Source organism: Flavobacterium panacis (genome assembly GCF_024649945.1).
Lineage (GTDB): Bacteria > Bacteroidota > Bacteroidia > Flavobacteriales > Flavobacteriaceae > Flavobacterium > Flavobacterium panacis.
Genome location: NZ_JANKMS010000003.1, coordinates 42,083 through 65,667, shown reverse-complemented (window position 1 = coordinate 65,667; position 23,585 = coordinate 42,083). Strand labels below are relative to the sequence as shown.

Here is a 23,585-nt window from a genome sequence, read left to right as displayed (position 1 = left end):
TTTTATATTTTAAAATTTAACTGTAATTTTTTCTGAAACCAATTTGTCATTTTGATAAGATTCAAAATACCATTGTCCGTCTTGTTTTAAGATTAAAGAACCTTGAACGTTATCTTTTATAGCGATATAAACATTTGGTTGAGAAGTTTTAAGAAGCTTCATTACCACTTTTGGAGTTTTATCAATTAACTGATAACCTGATTCTGTTGGCTGTGCGTACAATAAGTTTGGATCTTTTAAATCTGGTGATGGCGTCGCCACTGCCACAACTTGAGTTGCCGCAACAGTAGTTGCTGCTGTAGTTGCAGCTACAGGAGTTTGCGTAGCAACTGGAGTTCTAGAAACTGCTACAGGAGTACCACTATATTTATAGTGTAACGCCTGAACTGATTTAAAAGCATTATCTAGTGATTCTCTATAAGCTAAATCATAATCTTTCTCTTTACTTCTTCCAACCTCTGAAGTATAAACTACTTGTCCAAAACAATCTTTAAACTGTACACTAAGCTTAGTCACCAAAAAAGCATTGTCTTTTATGACATCAATGTATAAAACCTGGCAACGGTCTGTGTATCCATCAGGAAGTTGTTCATTTGTATAAAAAGCTTCAAAACCAGCTTTACTTAAATTTTGTTTACTCAATGTCGCCAAACGATATTGATTATCGGTCTTCATAAAGTCATATTTCAAAGGTATAATTACAGCTTTGTAATCATTAACAGACTGCGCAAATCCAACAATTGAACATAAAATTGCAGTAAGTAAAAATTTAATCTTCATCATTATAAATATTTTTTTAGTTCTAATAAATGGTTAATTTGTTTATAATCTCCGGAAACATCCAGTTTTTTTTCATTAAAATAGATTGCATCTAAACCTGCGTTTAAAGCGCCTGTTACATCGGCTTCAAAATCATCTCCAATCATAATACTATTTTGTTTGGAAGTATTAGCCAAATTTAAAGCGTAATCAAATATAATACTATTTGGCTTTTTAACTCCTGCTAACTCCGAATTTGTTATCGTATTGAAGTAACTTCCCAAAGAAGCATTATTAATTTTCTTTTCCTGCACATTAGCAAACCCATTGGTAATAATATGAAGTTTGTATTTCGGTTTTAGATACTCTAAAACTTCAATGGCTCCATCAAAAAGGTAATTATTATCGGTTAGAAATTCGATATAATCATTAGCAATTGCCAAAATATTCTCTTCAGAAATTACATAATTCAAAGCATCGAAAGAAAATTTCAATCGATTAAAGCGTAATTCCTGATGTGTAATTTTATCATTCTGATAAAGTCTCCAGCATTCCTGATTTATCGGAATATACTCTTTAATAAAATCTTCGGTAATAATATCTTGGTATTTACTTTTAAAAATTCGATCAAAAGCCATTTGTGAATTTTTATCAAAATCCCAAAGTGTATGATCTAAGTCAAAAAAGACATCGGTAATTGTGGTATTCATGTATTAAAATATTCCTTCATCTACAAAACTATAATATTTTGATTCAGTTATTATCAAATGGTCCAAAACTTTAACATCTAACTTGTTTCCTGCCTCACGAATCTTTTTGGTAATTTGTTTATCAGCTTCACTTGGAATCAATGTTCCAGAAGGATGATTATGGCACAAAATCAAGCCAGTAGCACATTTCTCAAATGCCAATTTAAAAATCAATCTGATATCGACCATTGTACCTGCAATTCCACCTTTGCTTAGTTGCGACTTCGAAATTACATTATTTGAATTATTAAGAAAAAGCACCCAAAATTCCTCATGAGATAATTCTCCAATTAAAGGTTGCATCATATTAAAAACTATCTTACTTGAAGTTATTTTTGCTGTTTCTTCTGCTTTTTCTGATCTTCGTCTGGCACACAATTCAAGAGCCGCGACAATTGTAACCGCTTTTGCCTCTCCTATTCCTTTAAATTTCATTAACTGAGCAATTGATAATTTTGCCAAAGAATTAAGACCTCCAACACTTGCCAAAATACGCTGACTCAATGCAACCGCAGATTCGTTACGACTTCCAGACCCAATTAGAATAGCCAATAATTCAGCATCGCTTAAAACATCTTTTCCTTTATGCATTAATTTTTCACGAGGTTTATCATCTTCTGACCAATCTCTTATTGCAAAATGTCCCCCATCCATAATCATAAAATTTAGGTAGCGAATATAAATTAAAAAGAAGAAAAATCTTTCAAATACTACAAAGCATTTTAAATTTTATCATATTTTAAAATAAATTCATTGAAAATGAAATCATTACAACTTACTCTTCTATTCTTTATTTTCCTTTCGTGTCAAAAAAAAGAATCAAAAACATTTACGGTTTCAAATGTTGCCAAACCCAATACTTTCTCACATCGGAATAATAACCAATAAAAAATCGAAAGACGGAAAACGCAATTTAATAGTTCACAATGTCGGCGGCGGACAAGTTCTTGAAGATTGTTTATTTGAGTATAAAATTGTTGGTCATTTTAGATACGAAAAAGTTAATTAGGAAATGTGGCAATGAGAAAATTAGAAAATTTTAAAAAAAATGTACCAACTGCAAAACAATTGACACATTATCTAATTTTCTAATTAAACCATTTTCAAAAAAAAAGTGCCAACTGCAAAGCAATTGACACATTATCTAATTTTCTAATGGACTAATTAAGCAATTAATCCTTTTACATCATCAAAATTTAAACCTCCGTAATTTCCTGAACTCATTAAAAGAAGTGCAGAATTATCTAAATTTAGGTTGAATAAATATTTCTTAAATTCAGCTGGATTTGTATAAATAATTAAATCTTCTCTGTTGAATGCTTTAGCGATTTGCTCGTAAGTCACTTCTTCGAGTTGTTTGATTTTTACTGCATCTGGCGAATAAAAAACAACGGCAACATCAGCATATTCTAGAGCACCTTCGTACTCTTTTAAAAACTCTGCATTTAAACTACTATAAGTATGCAATTCTAAACAAGCAACCAAAGTTCTGTTTGGATATTGTTCTTTTACCGCTTTTGTTGTCGCAGCCACTTTACTTGGTGAATGGGCAAAATCTTTATAGGCAACTTTTCCTTTTCCTTCAGCAATTTTTTCTAAACGTTTAGATGCGCCTTTAAAACTTGCAATTGCTTCGTAAAAATCAGCTTCGTCAACACCCATATTCTGGCAGATCCATTTTGCTCCAGCTAGATTATTCAAGTTATGAGCTCCAAAAACTTCAATTGGCATATCGCCTTCTGGAGTTTTCAATAAAGTTACTCCATCACTTACAGAATATTCTGGAGTTTTGTAAGCAATTTTTCTAATCGGGTTTGATGCTGCTTCAGATACGCGTTTTACTTCAGCATCATTTTCGTTGTAAACTAAAATACCACCATCTGTAATTTTTTCGATAAAAATCTCAAACTGCTCTACATAGTTTTCATACGTTGGAAAAACATTAATATGATCCCAAGCAATTCCAGAAATCAAAGCAATGTTTGGTTGATATAAATGAAATTTTGGACGTCTGTCAATTGGTGAAGACAAATATTCATCTCCTTCTAAAACCATAAAATCATTTTCTTCTGTTAAATGCACCATTGTATCGAATCCTTCCAACTGCGCTCCTACCATATAATCAACTGCAATATTGTGATAATGCATAACGTGAAGAATCATTGAAGTGATGGTAGTTTTTCCGTGAGAACCACCAATTACAACACGCGTTTTATTTTTAGATTGTTCGTATAAAAATTCAGGATACGAATAGATTTTCAAACCTAATTCCTGCGCTTTTAGCAATTCAGGATTATCAGCTTTTGCGTGCATTCCTAAAATAATTGCGTCAATGTCTGAAGTAATTTTTTCTGGAAACCAGCCCAGTTCAGCAGGAAGAATTCCTTTTTTTTCTAATCTTGATTTTGAAGGTTCAAAAATAGCATCATCGCTTCCTGTAACTTGATATCCTTTATTATGTAATGCTAATGCAAGATTGTGCATTGCGCTTCCGCCAATGGCGATGAAATGTGTCTTCATTGAAAATGTTTAATCGTTAAACTGTTTAATCGGTTAATCGAAATAGCAAATAACAAATTAAACTCATTAATTATTCTTCAAAAATAAGGAAATATAATATGTCACATTTGGTTTTGGAAATAAATTACAAATCTGTGCGAAAATTATCTTAAAAAACTGCAAATAGTTTCGAACCTTTTCAGAAATTTGGACTTCTAAAGTTTAAAATTTTCTTATGAAAAATATATTATTTGTACTCTTGTTGCTGTCTTCTGTATTATTTGGTCAACAAAATGATAAAAATTGGATGAAAGTGATTGCTTTAGAACAGCAAGGAAAAATTAAATCGGCAAATGAAATTGTTACCAAGATTTACAAAAAAGCCGTTTCAAAAAATGAAGAACCACAAATGATAAAATGCTTTTTCTATCAATCTAAATATTTACAGGTTGTTGATGAAAATGCGCAAATTAAAATTTTAAATAATCTAAAAAACGAAATTAATAGCGTTTCTATACCATCAAAAGCAATTCTTAACTTGGTTTATGCAAAATGTCTAACCGATTTTTTGAAGAAAGAACCCTATTATACCTATACTCAAAATAACGATTCTTTTTTAGAAGATAATTTTTTGACTTGGCCTGAAGATTTTTTAAAGAAACAAATTGAAACTTCTTATAATAATTCACTTGAAAATGAAACTGTTCTAAAAAATACCTCTTTAGAAAATTATGAAAAAATATTCGATTATGTTACTTTAAGTGAATTCAAAAACAAAACACTCTATGATTATGTTTTAGCCGAAAACATACAGTATTATTCCAGCATAATTTATGAGTGGGAAATTTTGAAAAGTGATTACACAAAATATGCGAAAGCGCTTTTAGACGATTCTGTCAATTTCGTAAAATTAAATTTAGACTTTGTAAAAAACAAAAAATTAAGGACAGCTTTATTGTTGTATCAAAAACAAGAAACAAATCATCCAACAATAGAAAATCAATGGGATCGAATTGTTTTTTGCAAAAAATACATGATTAATTCAGATGATGATTATCTTTCCTTTCTTAATGTATTTCAAAAAAAGACTAAAAATCAAGATCTAATTCAAAAAATTCAATTAGAAAAAGCATTATTTTATTATGAGCATTCTTCTAAAAAACTTCATCCTGATTATAGAAATAAGGCTGCAATTCTCCTTGATAGTATATTAGAAACGAATGTTCATTCAAACACATACAAACGTGCGGTAAAGCAACAATCTATATTAGAAGCCAGATCATTATCCATACGGCTCCAGGAAAACTCGTATGAGAGCGAAAATACCCGTGCTTTTATTCAATATAATAATATTGAGAAATTAAGTGTTTCGTTTTATAAAATTAATCAAAAACAACTATCAGAATTACAAACTATTCATAATCATACGGCTATTCTTTCGCATAAAATTCTAGAAAACAAAAAACCAACTCTTACTCAAGATTATTTGCTTCCTCAGAAAAAGGATTATTTTAATTATTCTACAGAAATACTGCTTCCAAAACTAGAAAAAGGTTCTTATTTAGTTTATTTTGAAAGTGATTCAAGTATAAAAAACACTAAAGCATCTTCTTTTGATTTCATTACAATAACCAATATTGCGGTTTCGGTCAGAAAAGAAAATAAAAAAAATCAATTTCAGTTGAATGATCGAAAAACCGGAATGCCTCTGGAAAATGTTACTATAAAACTTAATGCTCAAACTACTGTAACAAACAAAAATGGTACAGCATATTTAGAAAACATTCCAAAGAACTATTACAATGATGAATCTATTGAATTCTTTACAACAAATGACACACTTCAGGTTACCAAAAGACAATTAAATAATATCAATGATTATTTTGATACCGAAGAAAAACCTCTAGCAACTGTCAAGCTATATTTAGACAGAGCGATTTATAGGCCAGGGCAAACTGTTTATTATAAAGGGATAGCTTTTCAAAAAAACGGAGATAAAACATCGGTTATAGCAAAGGCTCCTGTAAAAATTAGATTTCAGGATGCTAATTATCAAAAAATCAATGAATTTGAGGTAAGTACTAATGAATTTGGTTCTTTTTCTGGTAATTTCATTTTACCTAAAAACGGAAAAACAGGTGTTTTCACAATAAACGTTTTTCCTCCAAAAGAAGAAAAAAAGAATGCTAATGATGATATAAAAAAGCCAGAAAATAATTTCTGGGATAAGCTGCAATTTCAATATTCTCAAGTGACTTTCAAAGTAGAAGAATATAAAAGACCGAAATTTGAAGTAACATTTAACCCCATCCTGAAAACATACCAAGTTGGCAAAGACGTTAAAGTAACCGGAATTGCTAAAGCATTTGCAGGAAGTGCTGTTTCTGATGCTAAAGTTAAATATTTAATCAAGTGCAAACCCTTTGTTATTGAAAGAGGAAATTATTTCAATAAATATGGAAAATCAGAGATCATTGCAGAAGGAGAAACACAAACTGATTTAGCAGGAAAATTTGAAATTAATTTCATTGCAAAACCTTTCGAAGGCTTTTCAAAAGAAGATTTACCCGTTCTTGACTATCAAATTACAGCTAGTGTAACAGACATTAATGGAGAAACTCATACTTCTAATTCATCTGTAAAAATAGGATATCACGATTTAATTCTTAAAGCTGAAATTCCTCCTACAATTCAAACCAAAAGCAAAAAAGAAATTACAATCTCAAGTACAAATTTGAACGGCCAATTTTCAGCGTCTGAAGCCGATTTAAAAATATATTTTGACGAACCTTTAACTCATAAATTTAAAAGTAGAATATTTAACCAGCGACCAGAAATTGAAACAATTTCTAAAGCAGAATTTGAAAAATTATTTCCTTATGAAAATAATGAAGAAATAAAAAATGATCGAACTGGAACTTTGGTTTACAGCAAAAAAATCAATACGCTAAAAGACAAAAAAGTAGCTTTAGATTTTATTTCAGAATATAAATCTGGAAATTATACTCTTGTTGCAACAGCAACGGATAGTCTTCAAAATAAAATTGAAACAAAATCCAAATTTGTAATTATTCAAAGCAAAGATGTAGTAAATCCTTCGCATTTAATTACACTTGAGCAATTGAATGAAAACCCTAAAAAAGATGGTTTTGTTGCTTTAAAATTAGTAACATCAGTCCCTGACATTTTTGTGAACATTTACGGCAGTTACAGAAGTAAAGCTTATTTTGAAGACAATCTTTATCTTAAAAAAACGGAGAATTTTATCAAAATTCCGATAAAAGATGATTTTGAAAACAATCTAAATATCAGTTGTCAAAGTTTTTTTGAAAATTCATTATTCAGCTATCAAATTGAAGTTCCTTTAGAAACTAAAAAACAGGCATTAGAGTTGGATATCGAAACTTTTAGAAACAAAATTGAACCTGGAAAAAAGGAAAATTGGGCTTTTAAATTGAAAGCTTTTAACACTTCAAATGAAGCTGAAGTTTTGGCTTCAATGTATGACAGTTCTTTAGATCTCTTTCAGAAAGACAAATGGACGCTATTAGAGTTTTATAACCGTAATTACAACAATGGCACTTTTAAAACTAATATCGGATCTCAAATTACGTACAGTTATGCGCAAATTCCAGATCCTATTTATGAACCTCTAGAATTAAATAATGAAAATGAAATCAAATTAATGTGGTTCGGTTTTGATTTTAATGATTCATTCACTCCATTTCAATACAGAGAATATCAAAAACAATTAAATAAAAAAATCAAGAAACCTTTGAACACCAAAATGGTATTCGGGATTGTAGCATCAAAAGATAATTTACCTCTTGAAAAAGCTTCTATCCAAATAAAAGGAACGCAAAGAACAGTAAGCACTGATAAAGATGGATATTATGAAATAGAAGCCGGACAAGAGGAAGAACTTATTTTTAGCTCACTTGGTTTTGTTAACCAGACTATTAAACCTGGAATCCGAAAGAACATAAATATTGTTTTGATTGAGGATTCAAAAGAATTCCGCAAAGTTGAACTAGTCGGTTATGGAACTTTAAAATCAAAAAAAGTAGTCTCTGAAAGGGAAATTGTACAAGAGGACAATACTGTCTATAATACAGCAGGAATTGACTCTGAGCTTTTATACAAAAACTCAAAAGAATTCAATATTAAAGCTTACATATCAAATAAAGGTGCAGAACCATTAATTGTTTTAGATGGAGAAATAATTAGCGAAGATACTTTTAAAAATTTGAATCCAGATGACATTCTCGAGATTTCTGTATTAAAAGACAAACAAGTAAAAAACACTTATGGAAGCAAAGGAGCAAATGGAGTTATTTTTGTTACTTCAAAAAAAGCTTTAGAACAATTAAATCAAGTAAAAGCTAGAAAAAATCTTTCTGAAACCGCTTTCTTTTTACCAGATTTAAAAACTGATAGCAAAGGAAAAGTAAGTTTCAATTTTACTTCTCCTGAAGCTTTGACCGCATGGAAACTTCGTCTATTAGCACATAATAAAGATGCGATTTCTGGTTATTTAGAAAAAAGCATCATTACTCAAAAGGAATTGATGATTTTACCGAATTTCCCAAGATTTTTTAGAGAAAAAGATACGATTGTAATTAGTGCTAAAATCTCAAATGTTACCACTGAAGCGAAAACAGGAATCGCAAGTTTACAGTTTTTTGATGCCGTAACTATGCAGCCCATTGATGCTAAAATGCGCAACACAAAAAACATTAAAAACTTTACAATTGCAGCGCACGGAAATACAACTGCAAATTGGACCATTACAATTCCAGAAGGATTACAAGGTGTTCAATATCGAATCGTAGCCAAATCAGGCAATTTTTCGGATGGAGAAGAAAACATTCTTCCTGTTTTGACCAATAACATGCTGGTTACAGAAAGTATTCCGATTTGGGTTCGTGAGAATTCGACAAAAGAATATACGTTTGAGAATTTAAAAAACAATAATTCGACTACATTAAAAAACCATCAATTTACGCTAGAATATACTTCTAATCCAAGTTGGCTTGCCATTCAATCTTTGCCTTATTTGATGGAGTACGAACATGAATGTGCTGAACAAACTTTTGCACGTTATTATGCCAATGCTTTGGCTTCAGAAATTATTTCAAGTAATCCGAAGATTGCAACTGTTTTTGAAAATTGGAGAAAAAGCGGAAAACCGAATTCTAAATTAGAAGAAAATGAAGAATTAAAATCTTTAATTCTAGCTGAAACTCCTTGGTTAAATGATGCTCAAACTGAAAATGAAAAGAAAAAAAATCTCGCTCTTTTGTTCGATTTAGAAAAAATGAAAACTTCGCAGGAAACAGTTTTCGAAAAACTAAAACAAAAACAAAAGCCATCTGGAGGTTTTGCTTGGTTTGATGGAGGTTATGAAAGCGAATATATTACAAGACATATCTTAGTGGGCTTAGGTCATTTAGAAAAATTGAGTAAAAACAATACTTCTAAAATTGATGAAATTGCTAAAACTGGAATTCCATTCTTAGACAATACGTTTTTAGAATATTATAAAACAAGAACAAAAAATTTAAAAGCAGGAGACAAACTTATCTGGATCAATCCATATTCTGATTTGCATTATTTGTATTCCAGAAGTTTCTATTTGGAGAAATATCCATTATCTGATACTTTGAAAAAAGCGAGTAAATTGTATTTGGAAACCACTAAAAAAGAATGGCTGAACTATTCTATTTATGAAAAAGGTTTAGCAGCTTTGACTTTAAATCGTTTTGGAGAAAAAGAAAGCGCTAAAAAAATTATTGAAAGCTTAAAAGAAACAGCATCTAACAATGAAGATTGGGGAATGTACTGGATTGCCAATAAATCGGGTTGGTATTGGTACCAAGCTCCGATAGAAACACAAGCCTTGTTGATCGAGGCTTTCGCCGAAGTGACAAACGACACCAAATCGGTAGATGCGATGAAAGTTTGGTTATTAAAAAACAAACAAACCAAAAACTGGCCCACAACAAAATCTACAACCGAAGCTATTTATGCTTTATTAATGCAAGGAACGGATTGGCTATCGGTAAAAGACAATACTGTAATAAAATTGGGAGATGAAAAAATCATCACTAAAAAATTAGCCGAAAACGAAAAAGAAGCCGAAACAGGTTACATCAAATTAAACTGGAAAGCCGAAGAAGTGAAAAAAGAAATGGCTTCAATAAAAATCCAAAACAAGTCTAAAGTTCCTGGTTTTGGTGGCGTGTATTGGCAATATTTTGAAGATTTAGATAAAATCAAAAACAACTCAGGATCATCATTATCTGTTGAAAAAGAATTGTATTTGAAGAAAAGTACTCTACAAGGGGAAACACTAGAAAAAATTACAGCCAAAAATCCTTTAAAAAAGGGTGATTTAGTTTCAGTTCGATTAATCATCAAAGCCAAAGAAGACAGCGAATATGTTCATTTAAAAGATATGCGAGCTTCTTGTTTTGAACCTGTAAATGTTCTTTCACAATATCAATATAAAGATCAATTAGGCTATTATATGAGTACAAAAGATGCAGCAACTCATTTTTTCTTTGATAAAATCAACAAAGGAACTTATGTTATTGAATATGATATTAGAGTTAATAATAGCGGTGAATTTTCAAACGGAATTACAACAATTCAAAGTATGTACGCACCAGAATTTGCAAGTCACACCAAAGGAATAAGAGTGAAAGTGAATTAATTTAAATTCGAAAAAAGAAAATTCGGAATTCCAAAAGGGAATAAAAAAACGCGACAGGTTTAAAACCTGTCGCGTTTGATGTTTATGATCAAAATTGAGGATTATTTAGCAATCGTCAATTCGTTAATAATGTTTTTCGCTCCAGCGTATTTGTCGATGATCCAAAGTACATAACGAATATCAACGTTAATTGTTCTTTGTAAGTTAGAATCAAAGATAACATCACCTGCCATTGCTTCGATGTTACCATCAAAAGCAATTCCGATTAATTCTCCTTTTCCGTTAAGAACTGGTGAACCAGAGTTTCCTCCTGTAATATCATTATCCGTTAAGAAGTTTACTGGCATATATCCTGCTTTGTCAGCATATTGTCCGTAATCTTTTTTCTTGTTCAACTCTAATAAACGAGCTGGCAAGTCAAATTCTTGGTCTCCTGCTTTGTATTTTTTAACCATACTTTCCATTGTAGTATAATTATTGATTTTAGCATCGTTACGAGGATCAGCAGGTAAAGCACGAACTTTCCCGTAAGTTAACCTCAACGTTGAGTTTGCATCTGGATATTTAATTGCGTTCAATTTAGACTCTCTCAAACCTTCTACCAATTTACGGTAAGCAGTTGCAAAACCATCATCAGCTTTTGCCTGATCGTCTGTCTTAGAACGGTATTTTGTCAATAAATCATTAGAAATAATATACAACGGATCATGTGTAATTGCTACTGGTTTCGGATCTGCTAAGAAACCTAAAACTTTTTCTTTAGAGGTAAAGTAACTTTGTTCTGTTGCTTTTGCTACATCAGCAGTGAAATCGCCATTGTTAGCTGTCTTCATTTTTGCAATTTCTGTTGCAAGTCCGTATTCTGCAGCTTTAGAAGCGTATAAATTCAATTGAGCTGTTAAGATATCTTTTTCTAAAGGAGCATAGAACTCACCGTAGATTGACTCAATCAACGCATTAATTTTAGGAAGCATTTCTGCTTTCTTAGCATCATTTTCTTTGTAATAAGCGATTAATGCATTTCCTAAATTAGCTGGTCCTGTTGCATAACTAGAAGTACGTAAAAGTTGCATCAAATAATTATCATGACGCGCTTTTTCGTTAGTTTCTCTGTAGTAGTCGTTGATTGTTGGAATTACATTCTCGTATTTTTCTTTGTTAGCAGGTTTACTTGCCCACTCGTAGAATTTATCTTCTTGTTCTGCTTTTGTATCTACTGTTCCAGCTTTTGTCAAAGCATCGATCATACCTTGACGGTTTTTCCAGTAGTTTGCTGTTGAAGCATATTTTGAAGCATATTGCAAACGAACAGTATCATCTTTATCCATATACTTTTTCATTACGTCCATTCCGGTTTTTGCACCTTCAACCCACGCAGGATAAGCATATTTAATGTTTTGTTCGATTCCGCCAGCTGGCATCCAACGATTTGTTCTTCCAGGATATCCTAAAATCATTGCAAAATCATTTTCTTTTACCCCTTTGATACTTACAGGTAAATAATGTTTTGGCTGTAATGGCACATTGTCTTTAGAATAAGCAGCTGGGTTTCCGTTTTTATCTGCGTAAACTCTAAACATAGAGAAATCTCCAGTTTGACGAGGCCACTCCCAATTGTCTGTATCTCCACCAAATTTACCAACACTTTCTGGAGGAGTTCCAACTAAACGAACGTCTGTGTAATCTTGGTAAACAAAATAGTAATATTCATTTCCTTGAAAGAAAGGACGAACAGAAACAGTATATTTTCCGTTTTCGCTGTTTTCTTTTTCAATCAAAGCGATTTCTTGCTGAATGATTTTGTTTCTTTCAGTTTCTGTCATCGTATCATTTACTTTAGACAAAATTCTTTTAGAAACATCATCCATACGCACGAAGAAACGAACGTATAAAGATTTTGGTTTTAATTCTTCTGAACGATTTTTTGCCCAAAAACCATTTTTCAAATGATTTTGTTCAGCAGTTGAAAGTTCTGCAATCGCGCTGTAACCACAGTGGTGATTCGTAAGAACCAAACCGCTGTTTGAAACGATTTCTGCAGTACATCCTCCATTGAATTGTACAATCGCATCTTTTAAGCTATGATTGTTGATACTGTAAATTTCTTCGGCTGTCAATTGCAAGCCCATTTTTTGCATATCCCTGTGATTTAATCTTTCGATAAACATCAGGAACCACATTCCTTCATCGGCTCTCATTGGGAAAGCCACTAGGCACATGGTAAAGAATAAAATTACTTTTTTCATGTTATTTTGTTTAAGTGATGCGAATATAAGCCATTTTAACAATTATTTCATCTTAAACAGTCCTAAAATTAAATTTGATAATAGCTTTTTAGCCGTTTATTACGAATTTAACATTATCATAACAAAAAAGGCGTTCTAAAATTAGAACACCTTTTTTTTAAGTTACTAAGCTGATAAGTTTCTAAGAGTCTAAGTTTTTTCTTTGAACTTAGTAGCTTAGTAACTTAGAGGCTTAGCATTTATTCATTAAGCATTTTCCAAAGCTTATCTTTTAAATCTGTCAAACCTTGTTGTGCAACAGATGAAATAAACATATAAGGAACATCTTTGAACGAAACATCCAATTCTGCTTTCAATTCTGCTTTCAATTCATCATCCAGCATATCGCATTTTGAAATAACAACAAGACGTTCTTTGTCTAACATCTCAGGATTGTATTTCGTTAATTCATTAACCAAAATATCATATTCAGCTTTAATATCTGGTGTATCAACAGGAACCAAAAACAACAAAGTTGAGTTACGTTCAATATGACGTAAGAAATAATGACCAAGACCTTTTCCTTCTGCAGCACCTTCAATAATTCCAGGAATATCGGCAATTACAAAAGATTGAAAATCTCTATATGCTACGATTCCTAAATTTGGTTTTAAAGTCGTAAAAGGGTAATCAGCGATTTTTGGTTTTGCTGAAGTCAATACAGACAATAAAGTAGATTTTCCAGCATTTGGAAAACCAACCAATCCAACATCTGCCAAAACTTTAAGTTCTAGAATCACATCCATTTCTATACCAAGCAAACCTGGCTGTGCATAACGAGGAGTTTGGTTTGTTGAACTTCTAAAATGCCAGTTTCCTAAACCTCCCTTTCCTCCTTTTGCAAGGATTCTTTTTTCTCCGTCTTCTGTAATTTCAAAAAGTGTTTCACCAGTTTCTTTGTCTTTTACAACAGTTCCTAGTGGCACTTCAATAATTTTATCTTCTCCGTCTGCTCCTGTACTTCTATCAGAACCTCCGTCTCCACCGTGCCCCGCTTTTACATGTCTTGCAAATTTTAAATGAAATAATGTCCAGAGTCCTTTATTCCCAACTAAATATACATGTCCTCCACGGCCACCGTCTCCACCGTCTGGACCTCCTTTTTCAATAAATTTCTCTCTATGTAAATGCGTAGATCCTTTTCCTCCTTTTCCGGAAGAAACATATATCTTAACGTAATCTACAAAATTTCCTTCTGTCATTTTTCTGAATTTCAGATTTTAGATTTTAGATTTTAGATTTCTCTAGCTTCCATTTCTAAATTCTATTTTATTTTATTTTTGATTCAATCTCAATCTATGTCGAGTGTAAACTGCGACTGAAAACTTTTACTCTTTAAGCGCTTTCACTAGCACTTTATCAATCTTAACGCCGTCCATGTCGATAACTTCTAGAACGAATTTTTGCCAAACTAACTTTTCACCTTCTTTTGGGATATGAGAAAGTTCGGTCATAATCATTCCGCTTACGGTGTTTACTTCGTAATCGTTGGTTAATTCGTCTAATTCGAAATACGTTAAGAAATCGTGTAACGAATAATGTCCGTCAACTAACCACGAACCGTCTTCTCTTTCTATAAGTTGGAATTCGTCTTTGTAAAATTCTGATGCATCACCCACTAAAGCTTCTAGAATGTCATTCAAAGTAATTAGTCCTTGAAAAACACCATATTCGTCTGAAACTAAAGCGTAATGAACTCCTGTTTTCTTGAAATTTTCTAAAGCTTTGTAAGCTGTAGTTTGTTCCATTAAATAAGGTGCATCTGAAACTATTGCTGACAAATCAAATTGTTCATTTTCAATGTTGGCAAAGATATTTTTAAGTGTTACGACACCCACAATATCATCGTAATTTTCATTATAAACAGGATAAACCGCATGAAGATCTTGAACTACTAATTCTTTGATTTTTGCTTTATCTTCTTTTAACGGCAACATGTCAACAGATTTTCTGTGCGTCATTAACGAACTTACTTTTCTATCTCCAATATGAAAAACACGCTCCACGATATCTTGTTCAATTTCCTGAACTTCTCCTACTTCTGTTCCCTCTTTAATGATGGCTTTGATTTCTTCCTCAGTAACTTTTCCGTCAGCAGTTGGTTTTATTTGAAGAACATTTAATAAAAAATCTGTCGAAGAAGTTAACAACCAAATAAATGGTGCCGTAATAATCGAAATCACTTTCATTGGCATCGCAACCATTTTTGCAATTGCTTCTGGATAATTTAATCCAATTCGTTTTGGAAGCAATTCTCCCAAAACCAATGAGAAAAAAGTTAGAACCACAACTACAATTCCAACCGCAATTGAATGTGCGTAAGGTTTTAATGCGGCAAAACCTGAAACGAAAAGTTCGACATCTGCCGTAATTTTGTCTCCAGAATAAATACCTGTCAAAATTCCGATTAAGGTAATTCCGATTTGTACTGTTGATAGAAACTTGTTTGGAGAGTTGGCTAAATCCAGTGCTGTTTTAGCACTTTTGTTGCCTTTTTTCGCTGCTGTTTCCAACCTGTTTTTACGGGCCGAAATCAAAGCGATTTCAGACATGGAGAAAACTCCGTTTAATAGAATTAGAAAAAATATAATTAGTATTTCCAATTGATAGGGGGATTCGTTATAAAATGGTCTTGTTAAAAAATAATTCGCAATCTTGATTTTTAGCCCAGATGGAAGTGAAAAGCCCGGAGCTAAAAAAACTAATTTTTCCTGCCAGAAAACAGCGACCAACGGAAGCTCGTTTTATGGTTTGGAAAAATAGTTTTTTTAGCGAGGACTTGTAACGTACAGCTGGAAAAAGCTTCTACAAATTATCTATAACTGACGTTAATCGTTCTGTAATTTGTTCGATAGTTCCGATACCGTCTACGGCGTGAAACTTACCTTGTTCTTTATAATATCCAATTAGAGGAGCTGTTTTCTCATTGTATTCTTGATATCTTACACGAATTTTTTCTTCGTCTTGATCGTCAGCTCTTCCGCTTGTTTTTCCTCTTTCTAATAAACGCGCTACCAAAATCTCATCATCTGCTTCTAAAGCGATTGTCGCTGTTACGCTAGATCCGATTGTTGGCAAAAATTTATCTAATGCTTCAGCTTGATTGATTGTTCTTGGGTAACCATCGAACAAAAACCCTGCTGTATCTGGGTGTTTTTTTACCTCATCAATTAACATTGCAGTTGTTACTTCGCAAGGAACCAATTCTCCGTTGTCCATAAAAACTCTTGCTTTTTTTCCTAGTTCAGTATCATTTTTTAAATTAAAACGAAAAATATCTCCAGTTGAAAGGTGTGTTAAATTGTATTTTTCTTTTAAAAATTCTGCCTGAGTTCCTTTTCCTGCACCAGGCTTTCCAAATAAAACGATGTTAATCATAATTGAAATGAGTGTTGTTACTTCTGTCTTTCAGAAGTCTTTAAATGAATATTTAGTTGTGTTTTGTTATTCTGCTAATTTGTAAACTTCCGTAAGGTTTCGACCTAAACCATCGTAGTCTAAACCGTAACCTACAATAAATTTGTTCGGGATTCTGATTCCGATGTAATCTATTTTAATGTCTTTTTTATACGCTTCTGGCTTAAAGAATAATGTCGCAATTTTAAAATGACTTACATTTTGTGCTTTAAACAAGTGCTTTAATTCTTCGATCGTATTTCCTGTATCGATAATATCTTCAATAATTACAACCGTTCTTCCCGAAAGATCTTGATTGATTCCGATTAATTCTTTTACCGTATTTGTCGATTCAGTTCCTTCGTACGAAGCCATTTTGATAAATGAAACCTCGCATGGTTTTTTATATTTTTTCAAAAAATCTGACACCACCATAAAAGAACCATTTAAAACTCCAATAAAAATTGGGGTATCATCTCCAAAATCGTCTTCGACCTGAGCCACCATTTTAGTTAAAGCAAAATCGATTTCTTTAGCCGAAATAAACGGAACAAATTGTTTATCGTGAATTTGTATCATTATTTTTCTTTTTAAAATAATGGACAAAGATAAAGAATTAGAACTTAACTGCTTCTATCAAAATGGACTGTATCGCGATATTTTTTCTGAATGTTAAATATCAGTTAATAATTACAAATTTGATTTTGATGCTGTTTTTAATTTGAGTAAATTGTTGTGATATAATTATTTAACTCCAAAAAACCAATGAAAAAATCCTTACCATTATTTGCCATACCGTTATTAGCGCTAATGACAGCCTGCAACGGACAAGTCAAGAAAGAAGAAAAGGAAGCTCTTGCCAAACAGCCAGGAAACGTAGTAAAAACTGCTGTTGGAGATGTAACGCTTCCTCCTCCGTATGCAACAGAATCTAAAACAGTTAATAGCAAAGTAATTGGCTGGCCAAAAGGAAAAACGCCAAAAGCACCAGAAGGATTTACCGTTACTAAATTCGCTGACGGATTTGAGAATCCACGTTGGACTTATATTGCACCGAATCAAGATATTTTTGTAGTTGAAAGTGGCACACGATCCAGTAAAAATCAAATTACCGTTTTAAGAGATAAAGACAAAGATGGAAAATATGAAAGTCGTCAAGTTTTTATAACTGCGCTCAACAAACCTTTTGGAATGCTGGTTTTAAAAGACTATTTCTATATTGCCAATACCGACGGATTATACCGTTATCCTTATAAAAACAATCCGTTAAAATTAGAAACTAAAGGAGAAAAAATTCTTGAACTTCCTGCAGGAGGTTACAACAATCACTGGACAAGAAATTTATTAGCAAGTCCAGACGGAAGCAAAATTTATGTTTCTGTAGGTTCTGGAAGCAATAATGCCGAACATGGCGTTGACAAAGAAGTGCGTCGCGCTGGAATTCTAGAAATTAATCCTGACGGAACTGGAGAAAAAATCTACGCTTCGGGATTGAGAAATCCTGTTGGAATGGATTGGAATCCTGTTAACAAAGAACTTTGGACAGCTGTAAATGAACGTGATGAATTAGGAGACGATTTAGTTCCAGATTATATTACAAGTGTAAAAAGAGATGGTTTCTACGGATGGCCATATTCTTATTTTGGAAGTATTCCTGATCCGAGAATGAAAGGTGAAAGAAAAGATTTGGTCGAAAAAGCAATTGTTCCAGATGTACCAGTTGGTGCGCACACAGCTTCTTTGGGATTGGCTTTTTATACAAAAGATGCTTTTCCAGCAAAATATAAAAACGGTGCTTTCGTTGGTCAGCATGGTTCTTGGAATCGTTCTAAAATTTCAGGTTATAAAGTGCTTTTCGTTCCTTTTAAAGACGGAAAACCTTCAGGAAAACCAGAAGATTTTTTAACTGGTTTTATTTCTGATGAAAATAAAGCAGAAGTTTACGGACGTCCAGTTGCCGTAACTGTTATGAATGACGGATCGCTTTTAGTAAACGACGACAGCAGTAATACCATTTGGAAAGTTACTGCGAATAAATAGGATAAGATTCCTTTTAACCACAAATTACGCAGATTCGCACAAATTAATTTTGCGAAAATTTGTGTAATTTGTGGTTATAAAGAATATTCAATTTTTCGAATCCATTGGATTTCGGAACAAACTAAAGATTTTAAACACATAGAGACATAGATTTTTTAGTATTAAAGTTGATTTTAAGAAAACTCGTTTTCACACATAGTTACTATGTGAATTTAAATTAGTGAAACGCCTTTTTTGCCTCAATCAATGCTATGTTTCTATGTGTTAAAATAAAATTCCAATATTTTTTCTTCCGAAATAAAATTCCAAACTCCAAAACCTCTAACTACATTTATGCTTTTCAAAAAATATTTTCTTCTTCTTTTTGCATTCATTGTTTTCCAAAATCTAATTGCACAAGAAAAAGAAGTCAAAAATATTGACTCGGTTAAAACGCAAAAACTAAATGAAGTTTTAATAAGTCCGCTTCACATTAATCGTGATTTGCAAAACAGTCCCGCTTCTATTGGCATTTTATCCGAAAAAGAATTACTTCAAAATAACACTACAGACATTAGCAATGTCATTAATACAATTCCTGGCGTTTTTATGCAATCGTCTAATATTACAACAACCCGAATTTCGATTCGAGGCATTGGCGCAAGAACTCCTTACGGGACTAATAAAATTCGCGCTTTTTATGGGAGTATTCCGCTGACTTCTGGAAATAGCGAAACTGTAATTGATGATATTGACCTTCAAAACATCAATCAAATTGAAATTATTAAAGGGCCACTTTCTAGTGTTTACGGCGCGGGATTGGGCGGTGCGATTTTGATTTCGCCTCAATCTTTAAAAAAAGGGAATTATCAAGCTGAAGTCAGTTCTGTTTTTGGCTCTTTCGGATTATTGAAAAATAGAATCAGTTTTGATTTGAATGAAAAAAGCTCCTCTTTAAACCTGAGTTATCATAATTTAAAAACAGATGGATGGCGAGAAAACAGCGCATATAATCGTGAAGGAATTACACTTGGAGGAGAATTATTCAGAAAGAAAAATAGCAAACTGACTTATTTTTCGAATTATACGTATCTGAAAGCCTACATTCCGAGTTCGATCAACAAAACGACTTTCGAAAATAATCCGCAAGCGGGCGCGCCTACTTGGGTTGCATCAAAAGGGTTTAAAGAATACAAATCGACTTTGGGCGGATTGGCTTATGATTTTAAAATCAACGATCATTTGAATAATTCGACTTCGGTTTTCATTAATTATAAAGACAGCAACGAACCGCGTCCTTTTGATATTTTGCGCCAATATACTTTTGCTTCTGGAGCAAGAACGCAGTTTTCGGGAGATTTTAAAATCGGAAAAATCAACAATCAATTTATTGGCGGAATTGAATATTTCGCAGACAATTATAGCGGAAATACTTTTGAAAATCTCTATCAGCAAAATAATGGAAACGGAAGTTTACAAGGAGATCAACTTTCGGCAACCAATCAAAAAAGGCATTTTTACAATATTTTTTCTCAAATCAGAACCTTGCTTTCTGAGCGATTTGAAATTCAAGCAGGTTTAAATTACAATAAAACCAAATTTGAACTTCAGAATGATTTTCCCGCTTCCGCGAATAACCCAACGGAACATTATAGTTATGATGGCATTTTTTCGCCACAACTTTCATTTTTGTTCAAGCCAAATGAAATCCAGACTTTCTACTTTTCTGCCAGCCGAGGATTTTCTCTTCCCGCAACCGAAGAAACTTTAACGAGCACAGGAAATATCAATCAAAATATAAAACCTGAAACGGGTTATAATTTTGAGCTGGGAAGTAAACTTCATCTTTTCAGCAAAAAATCATACGCTGAAATTGCGGTTTATAGAATGGAAATTAAAGATTTATTGGTTGCCAAAAGAATTGGCGACGATCAATATGAAGGCGTAAATGCTGGAAAAACATTTCATGAAGGAATTGAAATTGCCTTAAAACACAATTGGACAATCAATCGAACTTTCAATTTGAATTCTTATGCAGGCGCTTCTATCGGAAATTATGAATTCAAAGAATTTGTCGACAACGGAAATGATTATTCAGGAAACAAATTAACTGGAGTTCCAGCGAATACCGCAAACGCAGGTTTTAATTTCAATACCAATTCGGGATTTTATTTTGCAGCCGATTTTCAGTTCACAGATAAAATTCCGATGAACGATTCAAACGCGAATTTTTCAGATTCTTATTCGTTATTAAATCTAAAAACAGGTTATCAATTTGAAATTTTATCAGATTTAACAACCCATTTGGATGCTGGGATAAACAATGTCACCAACGAAAAATATGCTTCGATGATTTTGACCAATGCAACAGGAGTTGGAAATGCACAGCCTAGATTTTATTATCCAGGATTACCAATAAATTACTACGGAATTATCTCATTAAATTATGTATTTTAGCTAAGTATTTAAATACCGCTAGAACGATGCCGTCTGAATTACAAAAAAAACTAGATTACGTAAATGCTTATAGAGAAAACCGTCTAAAAGCTGCACAAGATGTTTTGGAAAATCCCTCGCTTTTTAGCGAATTAGTTTCAATTTGTTTTTCACCCGAAGACAAAAACAACCATAAAGCCTGCTGGATTTTAGAATTTGTTTCTTACGAAGAATTGCTTTGGCTACAACCGCATCTTGATTTTTTCTGTTCGAATTTAAAGGTTTTGAAAGACGAAAGTTCGCTTCGTCCCATTGCAAAAGTGACACAACTTTTAGTAAAATCGCATTATAAAAAAAGTGAAAACTGCATTAAACTCTCTGAAGAAAATCTTCAAGATTGTATAGAAGTGTCTTTTGATTGGTTAATAAATGATACTAAAGTTGCAACAAAAGCTTATTCGATAAGAACATTATACGTCTTAGGAAATCATTACGATTGGATTCATCCTGAATTAAAAGTAATTATTGATAAAGATTTCGGAGATCATTCGGCCGCATACAAAGCCGTCGCAAAAGAAGTTTTGAAGAAAATAAAATAGACTTTGTTAGCCACAGATTAAAAGGATTAGAATGATTTTTTAAGGTTGCCACTAATTACAACTAATTTTCACTAATTAGTTTGGCTTTAAAAATTTGTGCTAATTCGTGTAATTCGTGGCAAAAAAACAGAATCCTTTTAATCCTCTTAATCTGTGGCGAAAAAAACTAAATTTTGGCTAAAAAAAGATTAAAAAGTATCTTTGCAAAAACACAACTAAAAATGAATTATTTTTCTTCTGATTTTAAATTAGGAATATTAGGTGGTGGACAATTAGGCAAGATGCTTTTGTTTGACACCAGAAAATTTGATATACAAACTTACGTTCTAGATCCGAGCGACGAAGCGCCTAGCAAAATTGCCTGCAACAAATTCTTTCAAGGCGATTTAATGGATTACGATACCGTTTATAACTTCGGAAAACAAGTCGATGTTTTGACTTTCGAAATCGAATTGGTAAATCTTGAAGCTTTGACGCAATTAGAAAACGAAGGCGTAAAAGTATATCCATCTCCAAAAACCTTAAAAGGAATTCAGAATAAAGGAACTCAAAAAGACTTTTATACAGACAGTAATATTCCAACTGCATCATATTTACGTTTTGAAAATCCAGCGCAATTGCAAAAATCAGTTGGAAATAACGAAATCACGATTCCGTTTGTATGGAAATGTACCGAATTTGGTTACGACGGAAACGGCGTAAAAGTAATTCGTCAGATTTCAGATTTAGATAATCTTCCAAATGTAGAATGTATTGCCGAAACTATGGTTCCATTCAAAAACGAATTGGCGGTAATTGTAGTAAGAAATCCATCGGGAGAAATTAAAACCTATCCAGTTGTAGAAATGGAATTTCATCCAGAAGCCAACCAAGTAGAATACGTAATCTGCCCAGCAAGAATTGATGAAAAAGTTGCAGAAAAAGCAAGAGCAATTGCTTTAAACGTTTCAGAAAAATTCAATCACGTTGGACTTTTAGCTGTTGAAATGTTTCAAACCAACGAAGATGAAATTTTGGTTAATGAAGTTGCTCCTCGTCCGCACAATTCTGGTCATTATTCTATCGAAGCAAGTTATACTTCACAATTCGAAAATCATTTACGTGCAATTTTAGATCTTCCGTTAGGAAACACAGACAGCAAAGTTGCCGGAATTATGGTAAATTTAGTGGGTGCCGAAGGTTATTCTGGAAATGTAGTTTATGAAAACATCGAAACCATTTTAGGATGGGATGGTGTAACGCCACATATTTACGGAAAAAAACAAACGCGTCCTTTTAGAAAAATGGGGCACGTTACTATCGTAAATGAAAATATGCAAGAAGCGAGAAGAATTGCACAGGAAGTTAAAAATACTATTCGAGTAATTAGTCAATAGTAATTAGTGATTAGCATACAAAAAATATTGTTAGCCACAAATTACACAAATTCACACAAATTTTTCCTCAAATGAATTTTAAATATAATTCGTGTGAATTTGTGTAATTCGTGGCAAAAAACAAATAACTTTAGATTTCAGCTTATCAACTTGAAACCTGAAACTTGAAACTTGAAACAAATAAAAAAACATGAGCAAAGTAGCTATTATAATGGGAAGCATCTCAGACATGCCAGTTATGCAGGATGCAATCGACATATTAAAACAATTCAATGTTGAAGTTGAAGTAGATATCGTTTCGGCGCACAGAACGCCGGAGAAATTATTCGATTTTAGCAAAAACGCACACAATCGTGGGATTTCGGTAATTATTGCCGGCGCGGGCGGTGCGGCACATTTACCAGGAATGGTGGCTTCTATGTCTCCCCTTCCCGTAATTGGAGTTCCAGTAAAATCTAGTAATTCGATTGACGGCTGGGATTCTGTTTTATCTATTTTACAAATGCCAGGCGGAGTTCCTGTTGCGACCGTAGCTTTAAACGGAGCAAAAAATGCTGGAATTTTAGCTGCACAAATCATCGGAAGCCATGACAAAAAAGTTTTGGACACGATTATTACTTATAAAGAAGAATTGAAAGCTGCGGTTAATAAGGCGGCTGAAGGTCTTAATAAATAAAATTAATTCCACAAAGATTCGCAAAAGCAATCACAGAGCTTCGCAAAGAATAATTTAAAAAACTTTGCGAAGCTTT

General features: G+C 32.7%; 16 protein-coding genes. 7 read left to right on the top strand and 9 right to left on the bottom strand.

Going from position 1 to position 23,585, the window contains the following annotated elements; translation table 11 throughout:
• Window positions 1–9: 9 nt before the first annotated feature.
• Genes NQQ59_RS08275 through radC form a run of 3 tightly spaced genes read right to left on the bottom strand, consistent with a single transcriptional unit; the run spans window position 10 to window position 2,162 of the window.
• The gene (locus NQQ59_RS08275) at window positions 10–780 is read right to left on the bottom strand and encodes a hypothetical protein (RefSeq protein ID WP_186296673.1); all 771 of its coding nucleotides are present in this window, start codon (window positions 778–780) and stop codon (window positions 10–12) included.
• A gap of 2 nt (window positions 781–782) precedes the next feature.
• A complete protein-coding gene (locus NQQ59_RS08270; protein WP_144217566.1) occupies window positions 783–1,469 on the bottom strand; it encodes a YjjG family noncanonical pyrimidine nucleotidase in 687 nt (228 codons plus the stop codon).
• A 3-nt stretch (window positions 1,470–1,472) separates the two neighbouring features.
• A complete protein-coding gene (gene radC, locus NQQ59_RS08265; RefSeq protein WP_144217564.1) occupies window positions 1,473–2,162 on the bottom strand; it encodes a RadC family protein in 690 nt (229 codons plus the stop codon).
• Window positions 2,163–2,349: 187 nt separating this feature from the next.
• On the opposite strand from radC, the gene NQQ59_RS08260 reads away from it, so the two are divergent.
• Window positions 2,350–2,517: a DUF1287 domain-containing protein gene (locus NQQ59_RS08260; RefSeq protein ID WP_372497218.1), complete on the top strand. Its 168-nt coding sequence runs from the start codon at window positions 2,350–2,352 to the stop codon at window positions 2,515–2,517.
• A gap of 155 nt (window positions 2,518–2,672) precedes the next feature.
• On the opposite strand, the gene NQQ59_RS08255 is transcribed toward NQQ59_RS08260, so the two are convergent.
• Complete coding sequence (locus tag NQQ59_RS08255) at window positions 2,673–4,028, bottom strand: UDP-N-acetylmuramate--L-alanine ligase (RefSeq protein WP_144217562.1); 1,356 nt, start codon at window positions 4,026–4,028, stop codon at window positions 2,673–2,675.
• Between the two features lie 214 nt (window positions 4,029–4,242).
• On the opposite strand from NQQ59_RS08255, the gene NQQ59_RS08250 reads away from it, so the two are divergent.
• Entirely contained in the window at window positions 4,243–10,722 is a 6,480-nt protein-coding gene (locus NQQ59_RS08250) for an alpha-2-macroglobulin family protein (RefSeq protein ID WP_144217559.1), read from the top strand.
• A 101-nt stretch (window positions 10,723–10,823) separates the two neighbouring features.
• Here NQQ59_RS08250 and NQQ59_RS08245 read toward each other — a convergent pair whose 3' ends face one another.
• From NQQ59_RS08245 to NQQ59_RS08225, 5 genes are all read right to left on the bottom strand, one after another.
• Complete coding sequence (locus NQQ59_RS08245; RefSeq protein ID WP_144217557.1) at window positions 10,824–12,968, bottom strand: S46 family peptidase; 2,145 nt, start codon at window positions 12,966–12,968, stop codon at window positions 10,824–10,826.
• Window positions 12,969–13,207: 239 nt separating this feature from the next.
• Window positions 13,208–14,209: a GTPase ObgE gene (obgE, locus tag NQQ59_RS08240; RefSeq protein WP_144217554.1), complete on the bottom strand. Its 1,002-nt coding sequence runs from the start codon at window positions 14,207–14,209 to the stop codon at window positions 13,208–13,210.
• 126 nt (window positions 14,210–14,335) lie between these two features.
• Window positions 14,336–15,610, bottom strand: coding sequence for a hemolysin family protein (locus NQQ59_RS08235; RefSeq protein WP_144217552.1), 1,275 nt, complete (start codon window positions 15,608–15,610; stop codon window positions 14,336–14,338).
• Between the two features lie 202 nt (window positions 15,611–15,812).
• Window positions 15,813–16,385 carry an adenylate kinase gene (locus tag NQQ59_RS08230; protein ID WP_144217549.1) on the bottom strand — a complete coding sequence of 191 codons (573 nt, stop codon included), beginning with the start codon at window positions 16,383–16,385 and terminating at the stop codon, window positions 15,813–15,815.
• A gap of 66 nt (window positions 16,386–16,451) precedes the next feature.
• Window positions 16,452–16,982, bottom strand: a complete 531-nt coding sequence (locus NQQ59_RS08225) for a phosphoribosyltransferase (protein ID WP_144217546.1) — start codon at window positions 16,980–16,982, stop codon at window positions 16,452–16,454.
• A 186-nt stretch (window positions 16,983–17,168) separates the two neighbouring features.
• On the opposite strand from NQQ59_RS08225, the gene NQQ59_RS08220 reads away from it, so the two are divergent.
• The 5 genes from NQQ59_RS08220 to purE all read left to right on the top strand — a co-directional run bounded on the left by NQQ59_RS08220 (window position 17,169) and on the right by purE (window position 23,509).
• Window positions 17,169–18,443: a PQQ-dependent sugar dehydrogenase gene (locus tag NQQ59_RS08220; RefSeq protein ID WP_144217543.1), complete on the top strand. Its 1,275-nt coding sequence runs from the start codon at window positions 17,169–17,171 to the stop codon at window positions 18,441–18,443.
• Window positions 18,444–18,776: 333 nt separating this feature from the next.
• Complete coding sequence (locus NQQ59_RS08215) at window positions 18,777–20,879, top strand: TonB-dependent receptor (protein ID WP_144217541.1); 2,103 nt, start codon at window positions 18,777–18,779, stop codon at window positions 20,877–20,879.
• Between the two features lie 26 nt (window positions 20,880–20,905).
• Window positions 20,906–21,457, top strand: a complete 552-nt coding sequence (locus NQQ59_RS08210) for a hypothetical protein (protein WP_144217538.1) — start codon at window positions 20,906–20,908, stop codon at window positions 21,455–21,457.
• 221 nt (window positions 21,458–21,678) lie between these two features.
• Window positions 21,679–22,833, top strand: coding sequence for a 5-(carboxyamino)imidazole ribonucleotide synthase (locus NQQ59_RS08205; protein WP_144217536.1), 1,155 nt, complete (start codon window positions 21,679–21,681; stop codon window positions 22,831–22,833).
• 190 nt (window positions 22,834–23,023) lie between these two features.
• On the top strand, window positions 23,024–23,509 hold the full coding sequence (gene purE, locus NQQ59_RS08200; RefSeq protein WP_144217533.1) for a 5-(carboxyamino)imidazole ribonucleotide mutase: 486 nt from the start codon (window positions 23,024–23,026) through the stop codon (window positions 23,507–23,509).
• Window positions 23,510–23,585: the final 76 nt, after the last annotated feature.